We start from the raw sequence: 18,648 nt of genomic DNA, 5'->3' as shown, positions 1-18,648 counted from the left end.
GCTGCCGGAGGCGGCACGATCCAGGGGCGAGCTCTGCTCCGGGGCCGACGACGACGTGATGGGGCGAGATGCTGCAGGAGCTGATGGACCGGGTGCTGGGCGGCGACGAGACGGCGCGGGGCGCAGCGGAGGCGCTGGCCCCGTTGTCGCTGGTCAGCGACGGTCTGTACGAGGACGCGGTGGGTTACGTGCTGCAGGGCACCACGCCGGAGGTCCTGACGAGCGTGGCGTCCGCCGCCACGGACGACGTCGACCGGCTGCTGGACCAGCCGGGCCGCACCACCTACTGGTCGAGCTGGGTCTCGCCCGACCTCGTCAAGAAGGTCGCCGCCCGGCACAAGGGCTGGACCACGGACAAGGGCGTCAACGCGCGCCGGCGCATCTACGTGACCGGCTCCATGGAGCAGGTCGTCCGGCTCGCCCGCCTGCTGGCGCAGGCCTGCGAGACGGTCGAGATCCCGGGCGTCCCCGAGTGGCTCTCGCTCCTGGTGCACGACATCGGTCACATCGGTACGCCGGGGCGCAACCGGCCCGGCACGGGCGACCAGCCCACGCGCACCCGCTGGACGCCCGCCACGTTCGAGGAGGCGGCGGCCGAGGGCGGCGTCCCGGCCGACGACGTCGCGCGCACCGTGCTCGTCGCGATCGTGCACCGGTCCGCGAAGGGGCGTTCCTGGTACTCCGACGCCCGCGAGGGGATCATGAAGTCCGCCGCCTTCGGCGAGTACGTCGGCGAGCACGCCCCGCTCCTGGCCGACGTCGTCCCGACACTGACCGCGGCCGGCAAGGAGGAGGTGCTCGGCCGTATCGGCACGCGCCTCTCGGCCCAGGAGGCTCCGGGTGACGAGTTCGCGCGGATCGTCGCGGGCCTCGCCGTCGACTCCGCCAAGGGGGTCCGGGTCGCGGCCCTCAAGCACCTGGCGAGCCTTCCCGACGACCGGCAGGTGGCGCTGCTCGCGCCGTACCTGGCCACGGCGCCGTCGGGCCGCCTTCCCGAGACCGTGACCCGCCTTGCGGCGCTGGAGGGCGGCCTCGACGCGTGCGCGGCGGCCCTCGCCCCGCTGCGCGACGAGAACGGCAAGGTCGCGGGCGGGCAGGGTGCGCGCATGCGGCTGCTGGAGCAGACCGTCGAGCGCTCCCGGGCGCTGGAGGCGCCCGCCCAGGAGGTCGCGCTGGAGCTGCCGGAGTGGCAGCCGCTGCCCGACGTCCTGCTCGACGACGCCTGGCTGGCCCAGCTCCGCGCCGACATCGAGAAGGCGACGGTCGAGGCCCGCGACAACCTCGCCGAGATGACGAAGCGGTTCCCGGCGAACTCGAAGGAATGGGCCCTGCGGTCCGCCCAGAACAACCTCGACCGGCTGCAGAAGATCACGGACAAGGACCTCGACGCGCTGCCGGGCGCGCTGTCCGGTCGGGAGCCGGTCAAGAAGCTCGGCCGCTACCAGGCCTCCGCGCTCGTCCAGTGGCTCACCGAACGCCGTCGCGACCCGTTCGCCGGGCAGGGCCTCATGGTGCACATCCGCCTGCAGGCGCTGGTGCACGCGGGCCGGGGCAACCGGAACAACCTGCTGTGGAGCCTGCGCGGGAATCTCGACGAGCTCACCGACCTGCGCCAGCTCCACGAGGCCCTGGTGCGCGTGCAGGTGCAGGAGCCCGAGGAGCTCATCACCGAGCTCGTGCTGCACCGGTGGTGGGGGCAGGAGGAGATCCCGGTCTCGGTGTCCTGGCCGTGGTTCGCGGAGCGGCCGGAGCTGCTGGACCGCATCCTGCAGTCCGGTGAGATCGGCGGCGAGCGCATCGCCAAGGCGCTCGACGTGCTGCGCGAGTTCCCGGCCGTGCCGCCGATGCTGCTACCAGGCCTGACCGCGCTCGCCCTCGGGTCCGGCAAGACCCACCGGCTCGCCGCCCAGCAGGTGCTCGAGGCGCACGCCGGCGCGCGCCCGCTGGCCGAGCACGCGCTCGCGGACACCAAGGGAGAGGTGCGGGCCTCGGCCGCGGCGTGGCTCGGCCGCATCGGCGACCCGGCCGCCGTGCCGGCCCTGCGCGCCGCGCTCGGCAACGAGCGGCGCGAGGCGGTGCGCGCGGCGCTGCTGTCCGCCCTGGAGTCGCTCGGCGATGACCTCGCGGCCGACCTCGCGCCGGAGATCCTGCAGGCCGAGGCGGCCAAGGGGCTCCGGGCCAAGGTGCCGGCCGCCCTCGGCTGGTTCCCGTTCGAGCAGGTGCCGGACGTCCGCTGGGCCGCCGGCGCCGACGGCGAGCCGGGCGGCGTCGTCCCGCGGGACGTGGTCCGCTGGTGGCTCGTCCTGGCCACGAAGCTCAAGTCGCCCAGCGGCGAGGGCCTGATCGCCCGGTACGTCGGCCTCCTGGACCCGGCCTCGCGGGCGGCGCTCGGGTCGTTCGTGCTGCGCGCCTGGGTGGCGCAGGACACCCGCGGCCCCGACATCGAGAGCTCGCGCGCCCACGCCGACCACTTCGCGCAGGCCAACTGGAACAACCTCCAGTCCATGATCAAGCGCTACCCCGAGTACTACGCGGGCGAGGCCGGCAAGACCGTCGAGGACGTGTGGAAGGGCCTGTACCGCGACCACCAGGCCACCTACCTCGGGTCGGCCACGCAGGAGAAGGGCCTGCTCGCCCTGACCGTCGGCATGCCCGGTGCCGAGCTCGCGTCGACCGCCCAGCACTACTTCTCCGCGCACAAGGGTCGCCGCGCCCAGGCCGAGTACCTGGTGCGGGCGCTCGCCGCCAACGGCGACCGAGCAGCGGTGCAGCAGCTCCTCGCCGTCTCGCGCCGGTTCAAGCAGCGCACGGTCCAGGAGACGGCGACCGCGCTGGCGCAGGACATCGCCGACCGCAACGGCTGGGACGCCGACCAGCTCGCCGACCGCACGGTCCAGACGGCGGGGTTCGACGACGACGGCATCCTGCGGCTCGACCTCGGCGGGCCCGCGGGCGAGCGGGTGGTCACGGGGCGCATCACCGAGGCCTTCACGCTCGAGCTGCGCAACCCGTCCGGCACGGTGGTCAAGTCCCTGCCGGCCAGGCGCGCGTCCGACGACGAGGAGGCGTACGCCGACGCGAAGCGGCAGCTCAAGGAGTCGCGTGCCGAGCTGAAGGCGGTCGTCGCGCTGCAGACCCAGCGGTTCGCCGAGGCCATGGTCACCGGGCGCACGTGGACGTTCGCCGACTGGAGCGAGTTCGTGCTCGGGCACCCGCTGATGGCGCGGCTCGCGGCGCGGCTCGTGTGGGCGGCCGAGGTGCCCGGTGCGGCCACGGCGGTCACGTTCCGGCCCGGCGACGGCGGCGCTCTGATCGGCGTCGACGACGAGGACGTCACGCTGCCGGACGACGCACGGGTGTTCGTGGTGCACGCGGTCACGCTGGGCGAGGACCCCGACCGCGGGACACCGGCCTGGCGCGCGCACCTCGCCGACTACGAGGTCACGCCGTTGTTCGACCAGGGGCTGGGTGACCAGCAGGCGGGAGCGGCCCTGCCCGACCTGCCGGGCACGGCCACCGTGATCGACACGCACAACGGCTGGCTGAGCGACTCGTTCACGATCCGCGGCCGCGCCACCAAGCTCGGGTACACGCGCTCGCAGGCGGAGGACGCCGGATGGTTCTCGGCCTACCGCAAGGAGTACCCGTCGCTCGGGCTCACCGTGGAGATCGAGTTCACCGGTGCGTTCCTGCCGGAGGAGAACATCACGGCGGCCGTGCAGCACCTCGTGTTCCGGCGCACCGGGACCTGGAACGACCACGGCCGGATCGCGGTGCAGGACGTGCCGAAGGTGCTGCTCGCGGTCTCCTACCGGGACTACGTGTCCGTGGCGGAGGGCGGGGCGTTCGACCCGGACTGGGAGAAGAAGAGCGAGTACTGACCTCGTCCGGAGCCCGAGCGCGCCGACGTGTCAGTGGCTCCCGCTACCTTGATCGCACGCCGGCCGCGACGGCCCTGACCAGGGCCGTCGCGGTCGAACCGCACGCGATCACCGAAGGACGCCATGACTACGGACACCACCACGCCGGCGGGCACCGCCGCCGGCACGAGCACCGGTCCCGACGCCGAGATCCGCCCGCCCGCCGAGGTCCGCCACGCCGCCGAGCTCGCGACGCTCGACGCCTGGGACACCGAGCGCGGGCACGAGCGTCCGCCGGGCTGGCGGCTCAGCCCCCGTGCGGTGCGGGCGTTCGTGGTGGGCTCCGAGGAGCTGGGCGTGAGCCGCAAGTTCTACGGCGACGACCCGCTGGTGGACCGCGCCGTCGTGTCCCTGATGGGGCGGCAGGGGCTGATGCTCGTGGGGGAGCCGGGTACGGCGAAGTCGATGCTGTCCGAGCTGCTGTCGGCGGCCGTGTCGGGGTCGTCGACCCTGACCGTGCAGGGCACGGCGGGCACCACGGAGGACCACGTGCGCTACTCGTGGAACTACGCGCTCCTGGTGTCCGAGGGGCCGAGCGAGCGGTCGCTCGTGCCGTCGCCGGTCTGCACGGGCATGCGTGAGGGGCGTGTGGTGCGCTTCGAGGAGATCACCCGGTGTGCCCCGGAGATCCAGGACACCCTCGTGTCGATCCTGTCCGAGAAGCAGCTCATGGTGCCCGAGCTCGGGCCCGACGCGCGGGTCGCGGCCCGGCCCGGGTTCACGGTGATCGCGACGGCGAACCTCAAGGACCGCGGCGTGCACGAGATGTCCGCCGCGCTCAAGCGCCGGTTCAGCTTCGAGACCGTGGCCCCGGTGCGGGACCGGGACTTCGAGATCGAGCTCGTGCGACGCCAGCTCGAGACGGAGCTCGGCCCGCGCGGTGAGCGCCCCGAGGTGTCGCGCGAGGTGCTGGAGGTGCTGGTCACCGTGTTCCAGGACCTGCGCACGGGCAGCACCCGCGAGGGCGCACCCGTCAAGCGCCCCGAGACTGTCATGTCCACGGCCGAGGCGGTCAACGTGGCCGTCGCCGCGTCCCTGGAGGCGCGGTACCTGGGCGACGGCACCGTGACGGCGGCCGAGGTCGCCCGGCAGATCGCCGGGGTGGCGCTCAAGGGCGAGGAGGAGGACGCACGTCGGCTGCGGCACTACGTCGACAACGTCGTCCGTGAGCGGGCCCGGCACGACGCACGCTGGAAGGCCTTCTTCGCCGCGGCAGAGCCGCTGTGGCGGTGACGGGCGCGGCCGCCGCGGCCCGGCGCAGCGCCGCCGTCCGGGACCTCGCTCCGGACCGCCTGCGGTCGGCCGCGGACGCCGTCGGGCGGCTCCGCAGCGAGCGGGACGTCTACCTCGCCCCGGTGCGGCACCACAGCCCCGCGTGCGCGGTGGCGGTGCGGGCCGCGATCGAGGAGCTGCGACCGGCGGCGGTGCTCATCGAGGGACCGGAGGAGTTCACCCGGCTGGTGCCCGACCTGCTGCACGAGGCCACCCGCCCGCCCGTCGCGGTGCTGAGCCTGGGCGAGCCCGGCCCGGCGTCGGACGGCGGCACCGGAGGGGAGGGCGCCGGCTTCTACCCGCTGGCGTCCTTCTCCCCGGAGTGGGTGGCGCTGCGCGCCGGGCACGCCGTCGGCGCCGAGCTGGCCTTCGTCGACCGGTCCTTCGGGGAGCGGTCGGCTGCCGAGCGCGCCGTGGCGGGCGGCGAACCCGCCGCCGGGCAGGAGGACCCGTTCGCGCGCACCCTGATGTCCGAGCGTTACCTCGCGCACTCGGAGGCGGTCGCCGCCCTCGCGCGGCGGCTCGGGTGCCGGGACCACGACGAGGTCTGGGACCACCTGTTCGAGACCCGGCCGAGCACGCACCTGGCCGACTGGCGCGGCATGTTCGACGACGTGTTCGCGTGGGCCGCGCTGGCCCGCCTCGACTACGAGGAGAGCGTGCTGGCCGCCGACGGCTCGCTGGACCGTGAGGCGCGCATGGCCGCGCGGGTCGCGGAGGCAGCCGACCGGCACGCCGGGCCCGTGCTCCTGGTGACCGGTGCGTTCCACACGCTCGCCCTGGTCGAGGCGCTGTCGGGCGCGCCGGAGGGTGAGGCGGTCCGCGCCCGGCAGCCCGAGGGCGGGTTCGGGCCGCCGACGCCGGGCGAGGCGTGGCTGGTGCGCTACGACCACGAACGACTGGACGGGCTGCGGGGGTACGGGGCGGGCATGCCGTCCCCGGGCTACTACGAGCGGTTGCACGCCGCGCACCTCCGAGAGCTGGGGTTCGACGCCACGCCGGAGGCCGGCCCTGCCGGCCCGGACGCGCTCGCCACGGAGGTCCTCGTCGACGTCGCCCGCGGTGCGGCCGCTCGTGGCCACGCGGTGAGCCTGCCGCAGGTCAGCGCGGCGGCCCAGGCCGCGACCCGCCTGGCGGACCTGCGCGAACGAGCCTTCCCGGGCCGCACCGACCTGCTGGACGCCGTGCGGTCGTGCTACGTGCAGGACGACGGCGGCATCGGCGGCCCGGGGGAGCCCGAGCGGCCGCTGGGGCTCGCCGTCGCCGAGGTCTTCGGCGGCCGGGCCCTGGGCGACCTGCCGCCCGGCAGCGCGTCGCCGCCGCTGGTCCGCGACGCCCGGGACCGGGTCCGGGCGGTGCGGCTCGTGGTCGACGACTCCGTGCCCCGCACGGCCCGTCTCGACGCCCGGCGCACGGCGTCGCACCGCGCCCGGCGGCAGGTGCTGGCCCTGCTCGACTTCGTTGGCGCGGGCTTCGGGCAGCTCGTGTCCGGCCCGGACCACGTGGCCGGCCGCGGCCTGGGCCAGATCACCGAGGAGTGGCAGTACTGCTGGACGCCGCTGGTCGAGGCGCGGCTGGTCGAGATGGTGCACCTCGGCGCCACGCTCGACGCCGTCGCGCTGGCCCGGCTGCACGAGGCGGAGGCCCGCCTGGCCGGTGCGGGGCCCGGTGCGGGCGCCTCCGTCGACGGCGTCGCCCGGCTCGTGGCCCAGACGCTCGTGATCGGGCTGGGCGCCCACCTGCCCCGGATCGTCTCGCTGCTGCGCACCACGCTGGACACCGACCGCGACGTCGACTCCGTCGTCGCCGGGGCGCGGCGCCTGCTCGGCCTCTGGCAGGCGCGGGTCGAGCTCGGAGCGCAGGAGCACGCGGCCGAGCTGCTGGACCTGGTGGGCCAGGCGCTCGCCACGGCCGCCTACCTCGTCGGCGACCTGGGCAAGGTCCGCGCCGAGGACGAGGACGCGGCGATCGGCACCCTGATCGGCCTGCGGTCCCTGCTGCGGGACGCGGCGGCGGCCGACGGCGAGACCGGCGGCGAGCGGGTCGACGCCGCCGCCCGGGTCGCCGTCGCCCGGGAGCTGGAGCGCCTGCGCGACGGCGACGGTACCGCCCCGGGCGTGGCGGGCGCTCTGCTCGCGCTGGGCTTCACCGACGGCGCGGTGCCCGAGGACGTGCTGGTCACCCGCGTCCGCGGCGCACTGACCGCCGGCGCGGACCCGGGCACCGCGGTGCGGTTCCTCGGCGGGGTGATGCGCGCCGCCCCGGACCTGATCCTGCACGCGCCCGAGATGTTCGACGCCGTCGACGAGGCACTGCGCGCCCTGGACCGGGACGCGTTCCTGGCCGTCCTGCCGGACCTGCGGCGTGCTTTCACCTGGTTGCGGCCCACCGAGACGCACCGGCTCGCGCGCCGCGTCGCCGAACGGACGGGCACGCGCGTGGAGCAGGTGGACGTGCGGGTGGCGCTCGCGGAGCAGGACCTGGCCGCGGGCCTGGCACTGGACCGGGAGCTCGCCGCGGTGCTCGAACGAGACGGACTCGCCCACTGGGTGGCGGGAGGAGAGGCATGAGCGTGATCGACCCGGGTACGGGTGCGTCCACCGCGGTCCCGGACGACGAGGCCGCCCGTCGCTGGCGGCTGGTCCTGGGCCGGTACGCGGCCGACGAGCTGTCGGTCGGGCAGCAGGACGAGGGGCTCGAACGGTCCCTGCGCTACCTGTACGACCGTGAGTACACGGCCCGCGGCCACCGCACCGGCCGGGGCGGCGACGGCGAGGCACGCCCCGACCGGGGCGCGGGACTCGGCGGGTCGCAGCCGCACGGCGTGGACGTGACGGCGCTCGGCTGGCTCGACGAGGCCGGGCGCCTGTTCCCCCGCGAGACCTTCGAACGCATGCAGGTCGACGCCGTGAGCCGGTACGGCCTCATCGAGCTGCTCCAGGACGACACCGCCATCGAGTCCCTGGAACCCTCGCGGGAGCTCGCCGTCGCGATGCTGCAGGTGCGCGGCGCCCTGAACGAGCGTGCCGCGGCGGGCCTGCGCCGGGTGATCGAGCGGGTCGTGGAGGACATCGTGCGTCGCCTGCGTCCCCGGTTCGCGACCGCCGTCAACGGCCGGATCGACCGGTCACGCCGCTCGATGCACCGCGTCGCGCGGAACTTCGACTGGAAGCGCACCCTCCGCGCCAACCTGGGCCGCGTCGACGCCGCCGGACGCATGACGGTGCAGGACGTCCGCTTCTCCGCCCGGGCCAAGCGCACCCTGACTTGGGACGTCGTCCTGCTCGTGGACCAGTCGGGCTCGATGGCGTCGTCGCTGCTGTACTCCGCGGTGTGCGCCGGGATCCTCTCCGGCCTGCCCGGCGTGAACGTGCAGCTCTACCTGTTCGACACCTCCGTGGTGGACATGTCCCACGTGGCCGACGACCCGGTCGCCGTGCTGATGACGGCGCAGCTCGGCGGGGGCACGGACATCGCGCGAGCCGTGCGGCACGCGGAGCAGCAGGTGCGCAACCCGTCACGGACCGTGGTGGCGCTCGTCAGCGACTTCTACGAGGGCGGGTCGGTGTCGAACCTCCTGGCGACGGTGCGGCGGATGGCGGCCTCGGGCGTGACCATGCTCGGGCTCGCCGCCCTGGACGAGGCGGCGGAACCCGTCTACGACCAGGGCACCGCCCGACTCCTGGCCGAGTGCGGCATGGAGGTCGCCGCACTCACCCCGGAACGGTTCGCCGAGTGGCTGGGGGAGGTGCTCTCGTGACCGGTGCCACGACCGGCCGGCCCACCTGCCCCTGGGCCGCCGCGTACGCGGGCCTGGACGACGACGCCCTCAAGGCGCTCGGCAACGCGGGCCTGCTGCGACGCGCCCGCAAGGATCTCGGCGGCGTGACCGAGGTGTCGCACGACCCGAAGGGCGCCGTCCTCGCCGTGTCGGGGGCGACCGTCCGCGTGGACGAGCGCGGCCCGGCGGCCGTCGCCTGCGACTGCCCGACGGCGGGCGTGTGCCAGCACGTGCTGACCGCCTGCCTGTGGGCGGCGGGGGTGGCGCCGGACGTCGGGCAGCCGGACGTCCGGCCGCCGGACGTTGCGCCGGGTGCGGGTCCGGCGCCCGGCACCGCACCCGGCGCAACGGTGGTCGCACAGTCGGTGCCCGCCGTGCGCGCACCGTCCGAGGCCGTGCTGCGCCGGCGGCGGGAGGCGCTCGCGGAGGTGCGCGACGTGGTCGGGCGGCTCGTGTCCGGCGGGCTCTCTCACCTCGGCCCGGGCGACGCCGAGTCGCTGGCTGCGCTGGCCGGGCGAGTGCGTCTTGCCGGGTTCGACCGGGTCGGCACGGTGCGGTTCGACGGTCTGCTGCGGTCGGTCGGCGGCCTGGTCGCGGGCCTGGCCGGCCGCGACGACGCCGTGACCGAGCACGATCTGCTGGACGCGCTCGCCGAGACCTGGGCGATGTGCGAGGTGCTCCAGCGCGCGCTCGACGGGGACGGTGGTCCGGCGCGCGGGCAGGGCACCGGCACGGCGGCGTCCGCGGACGCCGGGGCGACCGCGGGCAAGGGGAGTACCGACGACGAGACGGACGTCGCGCGCTGGGTGCCCCTCGGCGTGCGGTGGTGGACGTCGCAGAGCGGGTCGCGGGGCCTGGCCTACCTGGGCTGGGATGCGACCGCGACCGGCCGGGTGCGGCAGGTCGTCACCGGCCGCCCCGCGGGCACGGACCCCCGGTTCCAGCGCAGCTGGACCAACCCGCTGCTGTGGGGGCGCTCCCTGAGCACCCTGTGCGAGGGCGCGTTCTCCCTCGCCGCGGTGCGCACCCGGCCGGACGGCGCCCTGGGCGCGGGCGGGAACCCGGTGCTCCGCCGGCTCGACGGTGACGGGTTCGACCTGGACGAGCTCCGCACGATCGCGGAGCGCACGGGTGCCGGGGTGCGCCCGCGGGACGTCGTCGGGTTCGGCCGCCGTCCGGCGGGCGTGCGGCTGGTCCTCGTCCGGGACGTCGGCGAGGTCGGGATCGACGAGGTGCGGCAGGAGACGACGCTGTCGGTCGTCGCGTCGGACGGCGGGCCCCACCTGCTGCGCCTGCCGGTGGCGGACGAGCAGGCGGTCCAGACGCTGCTCTCGGTCCGGTCACGGCTGGTCGCCGTCACGATCGAGCGCCGCGAGGAGCGGGACGAGCCGGTGGGCCTGTTCGTGCGGGACCAGAGCTCGATCAGGCTGGTCAGCCCCACGGTCACCCCGGCATGGTCGCTGGAGCGCAGCTACTGGGACTTCTGGCGCCGCCGCATGCGCAGGCTGCGGGCCCAGGCGTCCGCCGCGCGGGCGGTCCGCGCACCGGCTCCGCCGCCCTCGCCGGTCCGGCGGGTGTCGCTCCTGCTGGGCGACGTCCTGGTGGCGGCAGCGGCGACCGGCCGGCCGGCGCTGACCGCGCGGCAGCGGTCTGACGTCGAGCAGGCGCGCGCCCTCGCGCGGGACCTGGGGCTCGGGACGCTGGAGGCGACCGCGGGACGGCTGCTTCGTGACCGCCTGACCCCCGAGGCGGTGCTGCACGCCGCCTTCGTGGTGGGCAGGGCCCGGGCGGTGGCCGACGTGGCGGGCTGAGGACCGGGGCCCGAGGGCGGAGTGTCAGTGGCGCACGGCAGACTGGGCCCGTGCACACGGTGGTCTGGCGGGACGGCTCTGGCATCGGCCTGCGGCCGGTGTCCGACACCGGCACGCTCGAGGGCGAGGCGCGCGTCGTGGAGGCGGCGGGGCTCGCACGGGAGGCGTCGGCCGGCGAGGCGGCGCACGTCCGCTGGACCTGGGACGACACGAACGGCTGGTACCCGGCCGTGCTGGCCGACGGCGTCCGCGTCGACCGCGCGCACGACCTCCGGCTCGCCCACGCGGTGCTGCGCACCTCGGCCCTGTCAGCGCGTACCGCGCTCGCCGAGGCGGGGCCGACGGCCTGGGACCGCCTCGCCCCGGTCCCGCCCCCGGGCGGGCCGACGGCGGCGGCGCTGACCCGCCCCGAACGGCACCCCGGTTCCGAGCCGCTGTTCGACCTGGGCGAGATCAGCGCACCCCGCGGCGGACGCGAGACCACCGTGCGTGGCCGCGCCGCAGCAGGGGCCGGACCACGGCCGGCGTCCACCGGGCGGGACACCGGGCAGGGCACCGGGCGCGACGGCGCAGGTCCGGGCGGTGCGGCCGCCGACCCGCTCGACCCGGTCGCCGAGCTGTCCGCCCAGCTGCTCGCGATCAAGGACAGCACCGACCCCGGCCGGCTCCGGCTCCTGCTCGCCGCCGAGTCCGCCGGGGCGCTCGCCGCCGCCGAGATGCACCACGCGGGCCTGCCGTGGCGCGGGGACGTCCACGACCAGATCCTGACCGACGCGCTCGGCCCGCGGCCCCGCCCGGGTGCCCGTCCGGCCAGGCTGGAGGCGCTGGCCCACCAGATCCGGGCCGCGCTGGACGCCCCGCCCACGCTCAACCCCGACTCCCACCCCGACCTGCTGCGTGCCATGGAGTACGCGGGCGTGGGCGCGCGCAGCCTGCGCAAGTGGGAGCTGGAGAAGCTGGACCACCCGGTCATCGCCCCGCTGCTGGAGTACAAGGGCCTGTACCGCCTCTACACCGCGAACGGCTGGAACTGGCTCGACACCTGGGCGCCCGAGGGCCGGTTCCGCATGGAGTACGTGGTGGGCGGCGTCGTCACGGGCCGCTGGGCGAGCACCGGGGGCGGCGCCCTGCAGCTCCCGCACAGCGTGCGGCGCGCCGTGGTCGCCGACCCGGGGTGGACCTTCGTCGTGGCCGACGCCGCCCAGCTCGAACCACGCGTGCTGGCCGCCCTGGCCCGCGACGAACGGATGGCCGCCGCCGGGCGCAGCAAGGACGGCGCGAACACCGACATGTACGCGGGCATCGTCGCGGCAGGCGCCGTCGACACCCGCGAGCACGCGAAGGTCGGCATGCTCGGCGCGATGTACGGCGGCACCACCGGCGTCAGCGCCCAGGTGCTGCCCCGGCTGGCCCGCGCGTTCCCGCAGGCCATCGACCTGGTCGAGCGCGCGGCCCGGGCCGGGGAGCGCGGCGAGGTGGTCACCACGAGGCTGGGCCGCAGCTCACCGCGGCCCGGGGACTCGTGGGCCGCCGTCCAGGGTTCGGCGTTCGACGAGGACGCCGGGGCCGACGCCCAGTCCCGTGCCCGCAGCCAGACCCGGTCCTGGGGCCGGTTCACCCGGAACTTCGTGGTGCAGGGCACCGCCGCGGAGTGGGCGCTGTGCTGGATCGCGTCGATCCGGCGTCGGCTCTGGGCGCTGGGGGAGAGCGCGGAGGGCCCCGCCGGGCTGGCTCCTGCCCCCTTCGACTGCCGGCCGCACCTGGTGTTCTTCCTGCACGACGAGGTGGTGGTGCACGCCCCGGCCGCGGTCGCCCAGGTCGTGGCGCAGGAGGTCCGGGCGGCGGCCGACGAGGCGGGGCGGCTCCTGTTCGGGGACTTCCCGGTGGACTTCCCGCTCAGCGTCGCGGTGACCGAGAGCTACGCGGACGCGAAGGGCTGAGTGTCGCTCAGCCGAGGGACGCCTTGAGCGACTCCTCCAGGATGTCCACGCCCCGGTGCAGGTCGTCCTCGCCGATCGTGAGCGGCGGTGCGATCCGGAAGATCCCGCCCATCCCCGGAAGCTGCACGATGTTCATGTGCAGCCCGCGGTCCAGGCACGCCGAGGTGACGGCGTTGCCCAGCGCGTCGGCGGGCACCTTGCTCCGCTTGTCCGCGACGAGCTCGATGCCCTGCAGCAGGCCGCGTCCGCGCACGTCGCCGACCACCTCGTACCGGTCGCGCAGCGCCACCAGCCGTTCGGTGAGCTGCGCGCCCAGCCGTGCCGCGCGCGCGACGAGCCCGTCCCGCTCGATGACGTCGAGCACGGTCAGCCCCACGGCGGCCGCCAGCGGGTCGGAGACGTGCGTCGTGTAGAAGAGGAAGCCCCGGTCGTGGCAGACCCGTTCGATCTCGTCGCCGGTGACCACGGCGGCCACGGGCAGTCCCGCGCCGAGGGTCTTGGAGAGCGTCAGGATGTCCGGCGCGACGCCGTCGCGCTCGAACGCGTACATGGTCCCGGTGCGGCCGAGGCCGGTCTGGGCCTCGTCGAGGATCAGCAGCATCCCGCGCTCCGTGCACATCTCCTTCAGCCGCCGCAGGTAGCCGGGCGGCAGGTCGATGATGCCGCCGGACGACAGGATCGGCTCGACCAGGCAGGCGGCGAGGCTCCCGGCGGACTGCTGGTCCACCAGCGCGAACCCGTAGGCGAGCTCGGCCTCCCAGTCGTACGACCCGTCCGCGGCCCGGAACGGCGACCGGTAGGCGTTGGGCGACGGCAGCGCCAGGTTGCCGGGCGCGGGCGGGCCGTAGCCGCGCCGCCCGGCGGAGAACGTCGCGGACGCGGCGCCGTGGGTCATGCCGTGCCACGACCGGTCGAACGAGACGATCTCGTGGCGGCCCGTGAACAGCTTGGCCATCCGGAGCGCTGCTTCGTTGGACTCGGCCCCGGTGCTGAGCAGCATGGTCCTGTTCAGCGTGGGGGGCAGCGTGGCGTCGAGCCGGGCCGCCAGCTCCAGCACGGGCCTGCTCAGCATGCCGCTGAACAGGTGGTCCAGCGAGCCGATCGCCGAGGAGACCGTGGACACGATGTCCGGGTGCGCGTGCCCGAGGATCGAGCTCATCTGCCCCGAGGTGAAGTCGAGGATCGCGGCGCCCTCGTGGTCGTAGACGTACGAGCCCGCCGCACGCTCGATCAGGCGGGGGCTGAAGGTGGGGCCGTAGCGGATCAGGAGGCGGTCGGCCTCGTCCAGGAAGGTCGTGTCCATCGTGGTCCTCTCTCGCGTGCCGGATGCCATCGTCGGCCACCCGAAAGAATCAGCACAAGCACACAAGAACGGCTGACCGATCGTCGATGGCGAACGGTTGCGTAAGGTCGGCGGCATGCTCAACCCCCGACGCCTCGAGATCCTGCGGGCCGTCCTGGCGGCCGGCTCCGTGCACCAGGCGGCACGCAACCTCAGCTACGCGCCGGCCACGATCAGCCAGCACCTGTCGGCCCTGGCCCGGGAGACCGGGCTGGTGCTGTTCGAGAAGCAGGGCCGGGGCATCGTCGCCACCGACGCCGCCCGGCACCTGGCCGACCAGGCGCAGGCGCTCCTGGCCGATTTCGGCCGTCTCGAACGCGTGGTGGCAGACCTGCGCGGCGGCCAGGGCGAGCACCTGGCGGTCGCGTGCTTCGCCTCGGCGGCCGAGCGGTGGATGCCCGGGGTGGTGGGCGCCGTCCGCGGCCTGCAGCCGAACCTCACCGTCGAGATCAGCCTGAACGAGCCCGTCGACGGCCGCGGACGCCGGCTGCCCGACCTCGACGTCCGGACCGAGCCGGTGACCGGGCCCCAGGTGCGGCTGGACGGGTACGAGCGGCACGCGCTCACCGTCGAGGGGTTCCTCGCCGTGCTCCCCGTCGGGCACCGGCTCGCGGACGCGCCCGAGGTGGCGCTCGGCGACCTCGCGGACCAGCCGTGGATCGACTACGACATCTACGACAGCCCGATCGGTCAGATCGTCCTCGCGGCGTGCGCCACGGCCGGCTTCACCCCACGGTACGCGGCCCGTCTCGACGACCACCGGGCGGCGGTACGGCTGGTCGCGGCAGGCGTCGGGGTCACCGTGCTGCCCCGGCTCGCCGTCCCCGGCCCGCACGACGGCGTGGTCACGCGACCGGTGGTCCGGCCGTCGGTCGCACGGCGCATCGTCGTGCACGCCCGGCGGGACCGGCGGCGGGCCGCGCTCGTCGCCCGTGCGGTCGCCCAGCTCCAGGCGGCGGCCCGTGAGTCCGACGCCGACGCGCCGGGCGGCCCTCAGCACCCACCGGTGCCCGGGGCCGCCGGCGCCGTCAGCCCGCCAGCACCCCGAGAGCTGCCGTGACCAGGCGCGCGGACCGCAGTGCCGCGTCGTCCACGTGGGTCAGGAACTCGGTGCCGTCCGGCGCGCACAGGTCGGAGACCGCCCGCACCGACACGAAGCCGGTACCGAAACCGTGGCAGAGCTGGGCCAGCGCCGCCGACTCCATGTCGACCGCGAGCACGTCGGGGAAGTCGGCACGCAGCTGCGCCGCCAGGTCGGCGGTGACGAACTTCTCGCCGGAGGCGATGGTGCCCTCCCGCAGCACCGGCGTCGCGGACCCCGCGCCCGCGCCCGCCGCCCGGCGCACGGCGTCGGCGAGCGCGGGGGCGGCGTCGTACGCCTCGGGCATGCCCGGGACCTGGCCCAGCACGTAGCCGAAGGCGCGCGCGTCGGCGTCGGCGTTCACGAGGCGGGTGCCGAGCACGACGTCACCGACCGCGACGTCCTTCGCGAGCCCGCCCGCGCTGCCCGCACTGATCAGCGGGACGTCGGCGCCGTACCGGAAGATCGCCCCCGCCCCGGCGGCGGTGGCGTTGACGAAGCCGATCCCGCTCCGCACGAGCACCACCGGGCGGCCGGCGAGCGTGAGGCGCCGGTGCTGCGCGCGTCCCACGAGCTCGGGCTCGGCCGCCTCGGAGGCGAGATCGAGGAACGGCGCGGCCTCGTCGTCCATCGCCACGACCACGACGGCGACGGGCGTGCCGGAGCTCACCGGCCCGTCGCCCCACCGCTCGCCGCGTCCTCGCCCGGCGCCGTCTCGCCCGGCGCCGTCTCGCGTGCCGCACCGTCCCGCGTCGCCGCGTCCTGCGCCGCCGCCGCACGCGCCGCGGCGTCCCGGGCCGCCATGTCCGCGGCCGACGCCTCGCCCGGCGCACCGTCGCCGAACACCTGCGACCACACGCCCCGTGCCGAGAGGAACACCGACGCCGCCTCCTGCGCGCCGGCCAGCGTGTGGTTCGCGCCCCAGCCGCACTGCACCTCGTTGGCCGCGGGCACCTCGGTGGCACGCACGACGTCACGCAGGGTCGCCTCGACCAGGTCGAGCACGTCCTCGTACGCGGGCTCGCCCTGGAGCATGAGGTAGAAACCCGTCTGGCAGCCCATCGGCGAGAAGTCCAGCACGGCGTCCGAGTGGTTGCGCGAGTGCTCCGCGAACAGGTGCTCCAGGGAGTGCACGGTCGGCATCTCCAGGTGCGCCACGTTGGGCTGGGTGAACCGCACGTCGTACTTGACGATCACGTCGCCCGCGGGAAGCTGCTTGCGGTCCGCGAGCCGCACGTACGGGGCGGCGACGGCACGGTGGTCCAGGTTGAACGACTCGACGTTCATGCGGGGCGCCGACGAGGCGGACGCCGCGGAGGATGCTTGCTCGGTCACAGGACGAGCCTATGTCCTCGCGGCCCGCCCCGGGAGACCGCGTACTACGCTGCCACGCGTGAGCAGCACCGACGCCACCGCACCCGCCACCGACCCACGGGCACCCACGCTGGGGCAGGTGGTCGGCGCCCTCGACGGGCTCTACCCGCCCTCGACGGCGGAGGGATGGGACGCCGTCGGGCTCGTGGCCGGCGACCCCGCCGCGACCGTCCGCAGGGTGCTGTTCGCGGTCGACCCGGTGGCCGCCGTCGTCGACCAGGCCCTCGGCTGGGGCGCCGACCTGCTCGTCACCCACCACCCCCTGTTCCTGCGCGGCACCAGCTCCGTGGCCGCGACCACCTTCAAGGGCACCGTGGTCCACCGGCTCCTCACCGGCGGCTGCGCCCTCCACGTGGCGCACACCAACGCCGACGCCGCCCCGCGGGGCGTGGCCGACGCCCTCGCCGACCTCGTGGGCATCACCGACCGACGCCCCCTCGAGGTGAGCGCCGCCGGCCCCGACACGGACAGCCGCGGCATCGGCCGCGTCGGACGGCTCGCGGAACCGACGACCCTCGCCGACTTCGCCCGCCGTGTCGCCGCCGCGCTCCCCGCCACCGCCCAGGGCATCCGCTACGCCGGCGACCCCGACGCCCACGTCACCACGGCCGCCGTCCTCGGCGGGTCCGGCGACGGCTACTTCGACGCCGTCCGCGCGGCCGCCGCCGACGTCTACGTCACCTCCGACCTGCGCCACCACCCCGCCTCCGAGCTGCGCGAGCGCGCCGAGTTCGAGGCCCGGGCCGCGGGCGGCGCCGGACCGTCCGGCACCCCGTTCCTCGTCGACACCGCCCACTACGCCAGCGAGTGGCCCTGGCTGCGCTACGCCGCCGACGACCTCACGGCGGCGCTCGGGGCCGACGGGCTCGCGGTCGAGACGCGGGTCAGTGAGCTCGTGACCGACCCCTGGACCGGCCGAGTCCCCTCCCGCTGACCCGGGGTGGGTACGGACCGGTGCTCCACGCCGTCGGGCGCGGGGTAGCGTTGGACCACCCCCGACCCGATCCGACCCGAGAGGACGCCTCCGTGGCTACCGCACCAGCCGAGGACCAGCGCAGGCTGCTCGACGTCCAGGCGCTCGACACCCGTGCCCAGCAGCTCGCCCACCAGCGCAAGAACCTGCCCGCGCTCACCCGGCTGAGCGAGCTCGACGGTCAGATCGCCGACCTGCGCACCTCGCTCGTCGAGTCCCGCACCCGGGTGGCCGACCTCAAGCGCGAGCTGACCAAGGCGGAGAGCGACGTCGAGCAGGTCCGCAACCGCGCCGCCCGCGACCAGCAGCGCCTCGACTCCGGCAGCGTCAGCGCCAAGGACGCCGTGGCGCTCACCGACGAGCTCTCCTCGCTCGCCACCCGCCAGGCCGCGCTGGAAGAGGTCGAGCTCGACGTCATGGAACGCCTGGAGGCGCACGAGGACGCCCTCGCCAAGGTCGAGGCCGCCAACGACGCCCTGGTCGCCGACAAGACCGCCGTCGAGGCCGAGCGCGACGCCGCCTGGGCCGAGATCGACGCGCAGGCGGCGGCGCTCGCGGCCGAGCGGACGCAGGCGGCCGAGGGCCTGGACGCCGGTCTGGTCGCCCTGTACGAGAAGCTGCGCGCCCAGCTCGGCGGCACGGGCGCGGCGGTGCTCAACGGCAACCGCTGCGAGGGCTGCCGCATCGACCTCCCGCCGGGCGACGTCGCGGCGATCAAGAGCGCGGCGCCGGACGCCGTGGTGCGTTGCGAGGAGTGCGGCCGCATCCTGGTGCGGGTCGCGTCCACGGTCGGCTGAACTGCCCGGCCTCACCGCCGCCCGAGCGACCCCCGGGCGAACGCGGGTGCGAGCGGGATCAGGGCGAGCACGAGGACGGCGGGCAGGGCGAACCCGAGCCGCAGGTTGTCGGCGCCGACGAAGCCGGTGAGCACCGAGCCGAGCAGCGCGCCCACGTAGTTGAACTGGTTGAAGCGGGCGATGACGGCGTCGGTGCGGGCCCGGTCGGGGGGGCCGCCCCCCCCCCCCCGCGGGGGGCCCCGGGGGGGGGGGGGGGCCCCCCCCCCCCCCCCCCCCCCCCCCCCCCCCCCCCCCCGGCACTCGACGGGTTAGCGTGGGGGCGTGAGCGTTATCTCCTCGGATGTCGTCGTCGTCGGG

Annotated in this window: 12 protein-coding genes and 1 pseudogene; 9 read left to right on the top strand and 4 right to left on the bottom strand. The window is 75.6% G+C overall.

What is annotated here, in order from left to right:
- The first annotated feature begins 68 nt into the window (after positions 1 to 68).
- From ACIBBF_RS21940 to ACIBBF_RS21915, 6 genes are all read left to right on the top strand, one after another.
- Positions 69 to 3,881: a DUF4132 domain-containing protein gene (locus ACIBBF_RS21940; RefSeq protein ID WP_397417576.1), complete on the top strand. Its 3,813-nt coding sequence runs from the start codon at positions 69 to 71 to the stop codon at positions 3,879 to 3,881.
- A gap of 123 nt (positions 3,882 to 4,004) precedes the next feature.
- Entirely contained in the window at positions 4,005 to 5,153 is a 1,149-nt protein-coding gene (locus ACIBBF_RS21935) for an AAA family ATPase (RefSeq protein ID WP_397417574.1), read from the top strand.
- On the top strand, positions 5,150 to 7,762 hold the full coding sequence (locus ACIBBF_RS21930; protein WP_397417572.1) for a DUF5682 family protein: 2,613 nt from the start codon (positions 5,150 to 5,152) through the stop codon (positions 7,760 to 7,762). The genes ACIBBF_RS21935 and ACIBBF_RS21930 overlap by 4 nt, the downstream gene beginning before the upstream one ends.
- Entirely contained in the window at positions 7,759 to 8,952 is a 1,194-nt protein-coding gene (locus ACIBBF_RS21925) for a VWA domain-containing protein (protein ID WP_397417570.1), read from the top strand. The genes ACIBBF_RS21930 and ACIBBF_RS21925 overlap by 4 nt, the downstream gene beginning before the upstream one ends.
- A complete protein-coding gene (locus ACIBBF_RS21920) occupies positions 8,949 to 10,784 on the top strand; it encodes a hypothetical protein (RefSeq protein ID WP_397417567.1) in 1,836 nt (611 codons plus the stop codon). The genes ACIBBF_RS21925 and ACIBBF_RS21920 overlap by 4 nt, the downstream gene beginning before the upstream one ends.
- Positions 10,785 to 10,834: 50 nt before the next feature.
- Entirely contained in the window at positions 10,835 to 12,724 is a 1,890-nt protein-coding gene (locus tag ACIBBF_RS21915) for a bifunctional 3'-5' exonuclease/DNA polymerase (protein WP_397417565.1), read from the top strand.
- 7 nt (positions 12,725 to 12,731) lie between these two features.
- Here the strand turns inward: ACIBBF_RS21915 and ACIBBF_RS21910 are convergent, their stop codons facing one another.
- Positions 12,732 to 14,027, bottom strand: coding sequence for an aspartate aminotransferase family protein (locus tag ACIBBF_RS21910; protein ID WP_397417564.1), 1,296 nt, complete (start codon positions 14,025 to 14,027; stop codon positions 12,732 to 12,734).
- A gap of 115 nt (positions 14,028 to 14,142) precedes the next feature.
- Between ACIBBF_RS21910 and ACIBBF_RS21905 the strand changes: the two genes are divergently transcribed.
- On the top strand, positions 14,143 to 15,126 hold the full coding sequence (locus ACIBBF_RS21905) for a LysR family transcriptional regulator (RefSeq protein ID WP_397417561.1): 984 nt from the start codon (positions 14,143 to 14,145) through the stop codon (positions 15,124 to 15,126).
- Here the strand turns inward: ACIBBF_RS21905 and mtnN are convergent.
- Together mtnN and ACIBBF_RS21895 are read right to left on the bottom strand one after the other, a co-directional pair.
- Complete coding sequence (gene mtnN / locus ACIBBF_RS21900) at positions 15,095 to 15,817, bottom strand: 5'-methylthioadenosine/S-adenosylhomocysteine nucleosidase (protein WP_397417559.1); 723 nt, start codon at positions 15,815 to 15,817, stop codon at positions 15,095 to 15,097. The two genes, ACIBBF_RS21905 and mtnN, sit on opposite strands and share 32 nt — an antisense overlap.
- Before the next feature lie 173 nt (positions 15,818 to 15,990).
- Positions 15,991 to 16,434 (bottom strand): annotated as a pseudogene (locus ACIBBF_RS21895) (S-ribosylhomocysteine lyase); the annotation flags it as partial.
- A gap of 106 nt (positions 16,435 to 16,540) precedes the next feature.
- On the opposite strand from ACIBBF_RS21895, the gene ACIBBF_RS21890 reads away from it, so the two are divergent.
- On the top strand, positions 16,541 to 17,455 hold the full coding sequence (locus ACIBBF_RS21890; protein WP_397417556.1) for a Nif3-like dinuclear metal center hexameric protein: 915 nt from the start codon (positions 16,541 to 16,543) through the stop codon (positions 17,453 to 17,455).
- 92 nt (positions 17,456 to 17,547) lie between these two features.
- A complete protein-coding gene (locus ACIBBF_RS21885) occupies positions 17,548 to 18,291 on the top strand; it encodes a zinc ribbon domain-containing protein (RefSeq protein WP_397417553.1) in 744 nt (247 codons plus the stop codon).
- An 11-nt stretch (positions 18,292 to 18,302) separates the two neighbouring features.
- Here the strand turns inward: ACIBBF_RS21885 and ACIBBF_RS21880 are convergent, their stop codons facing one another.
- Positions 18,303 to 18,446 (bottom strand): hypothetical protein, encoded by a 144-nt coding sequence (locus ACIBBF_RS21880; RefSeq protein ID WP_397417551.1) that lies wholly within the window; start codon positions 18,444 to 18,446, stop codon positions 18,303 to 18,305.
- Positions 18,447 to 18,648: the final 202 nt, after the last annotated feature.

It is taken from the genome of Promicromonospora sp. NPDC050880 (genome assembly GCF_044456525.1).
Taxonomy (GTDB): Bacteria; Actinomycetota; Actinomycetes; order Actinomycetales; family Cellulomonadaceae; genus Promicromonospora.
The sequence above is the reverse complement of the archived record's forward strand: the minus strand, read 5'-3'. Positions and strand labels throughout refer to the sequence as shown.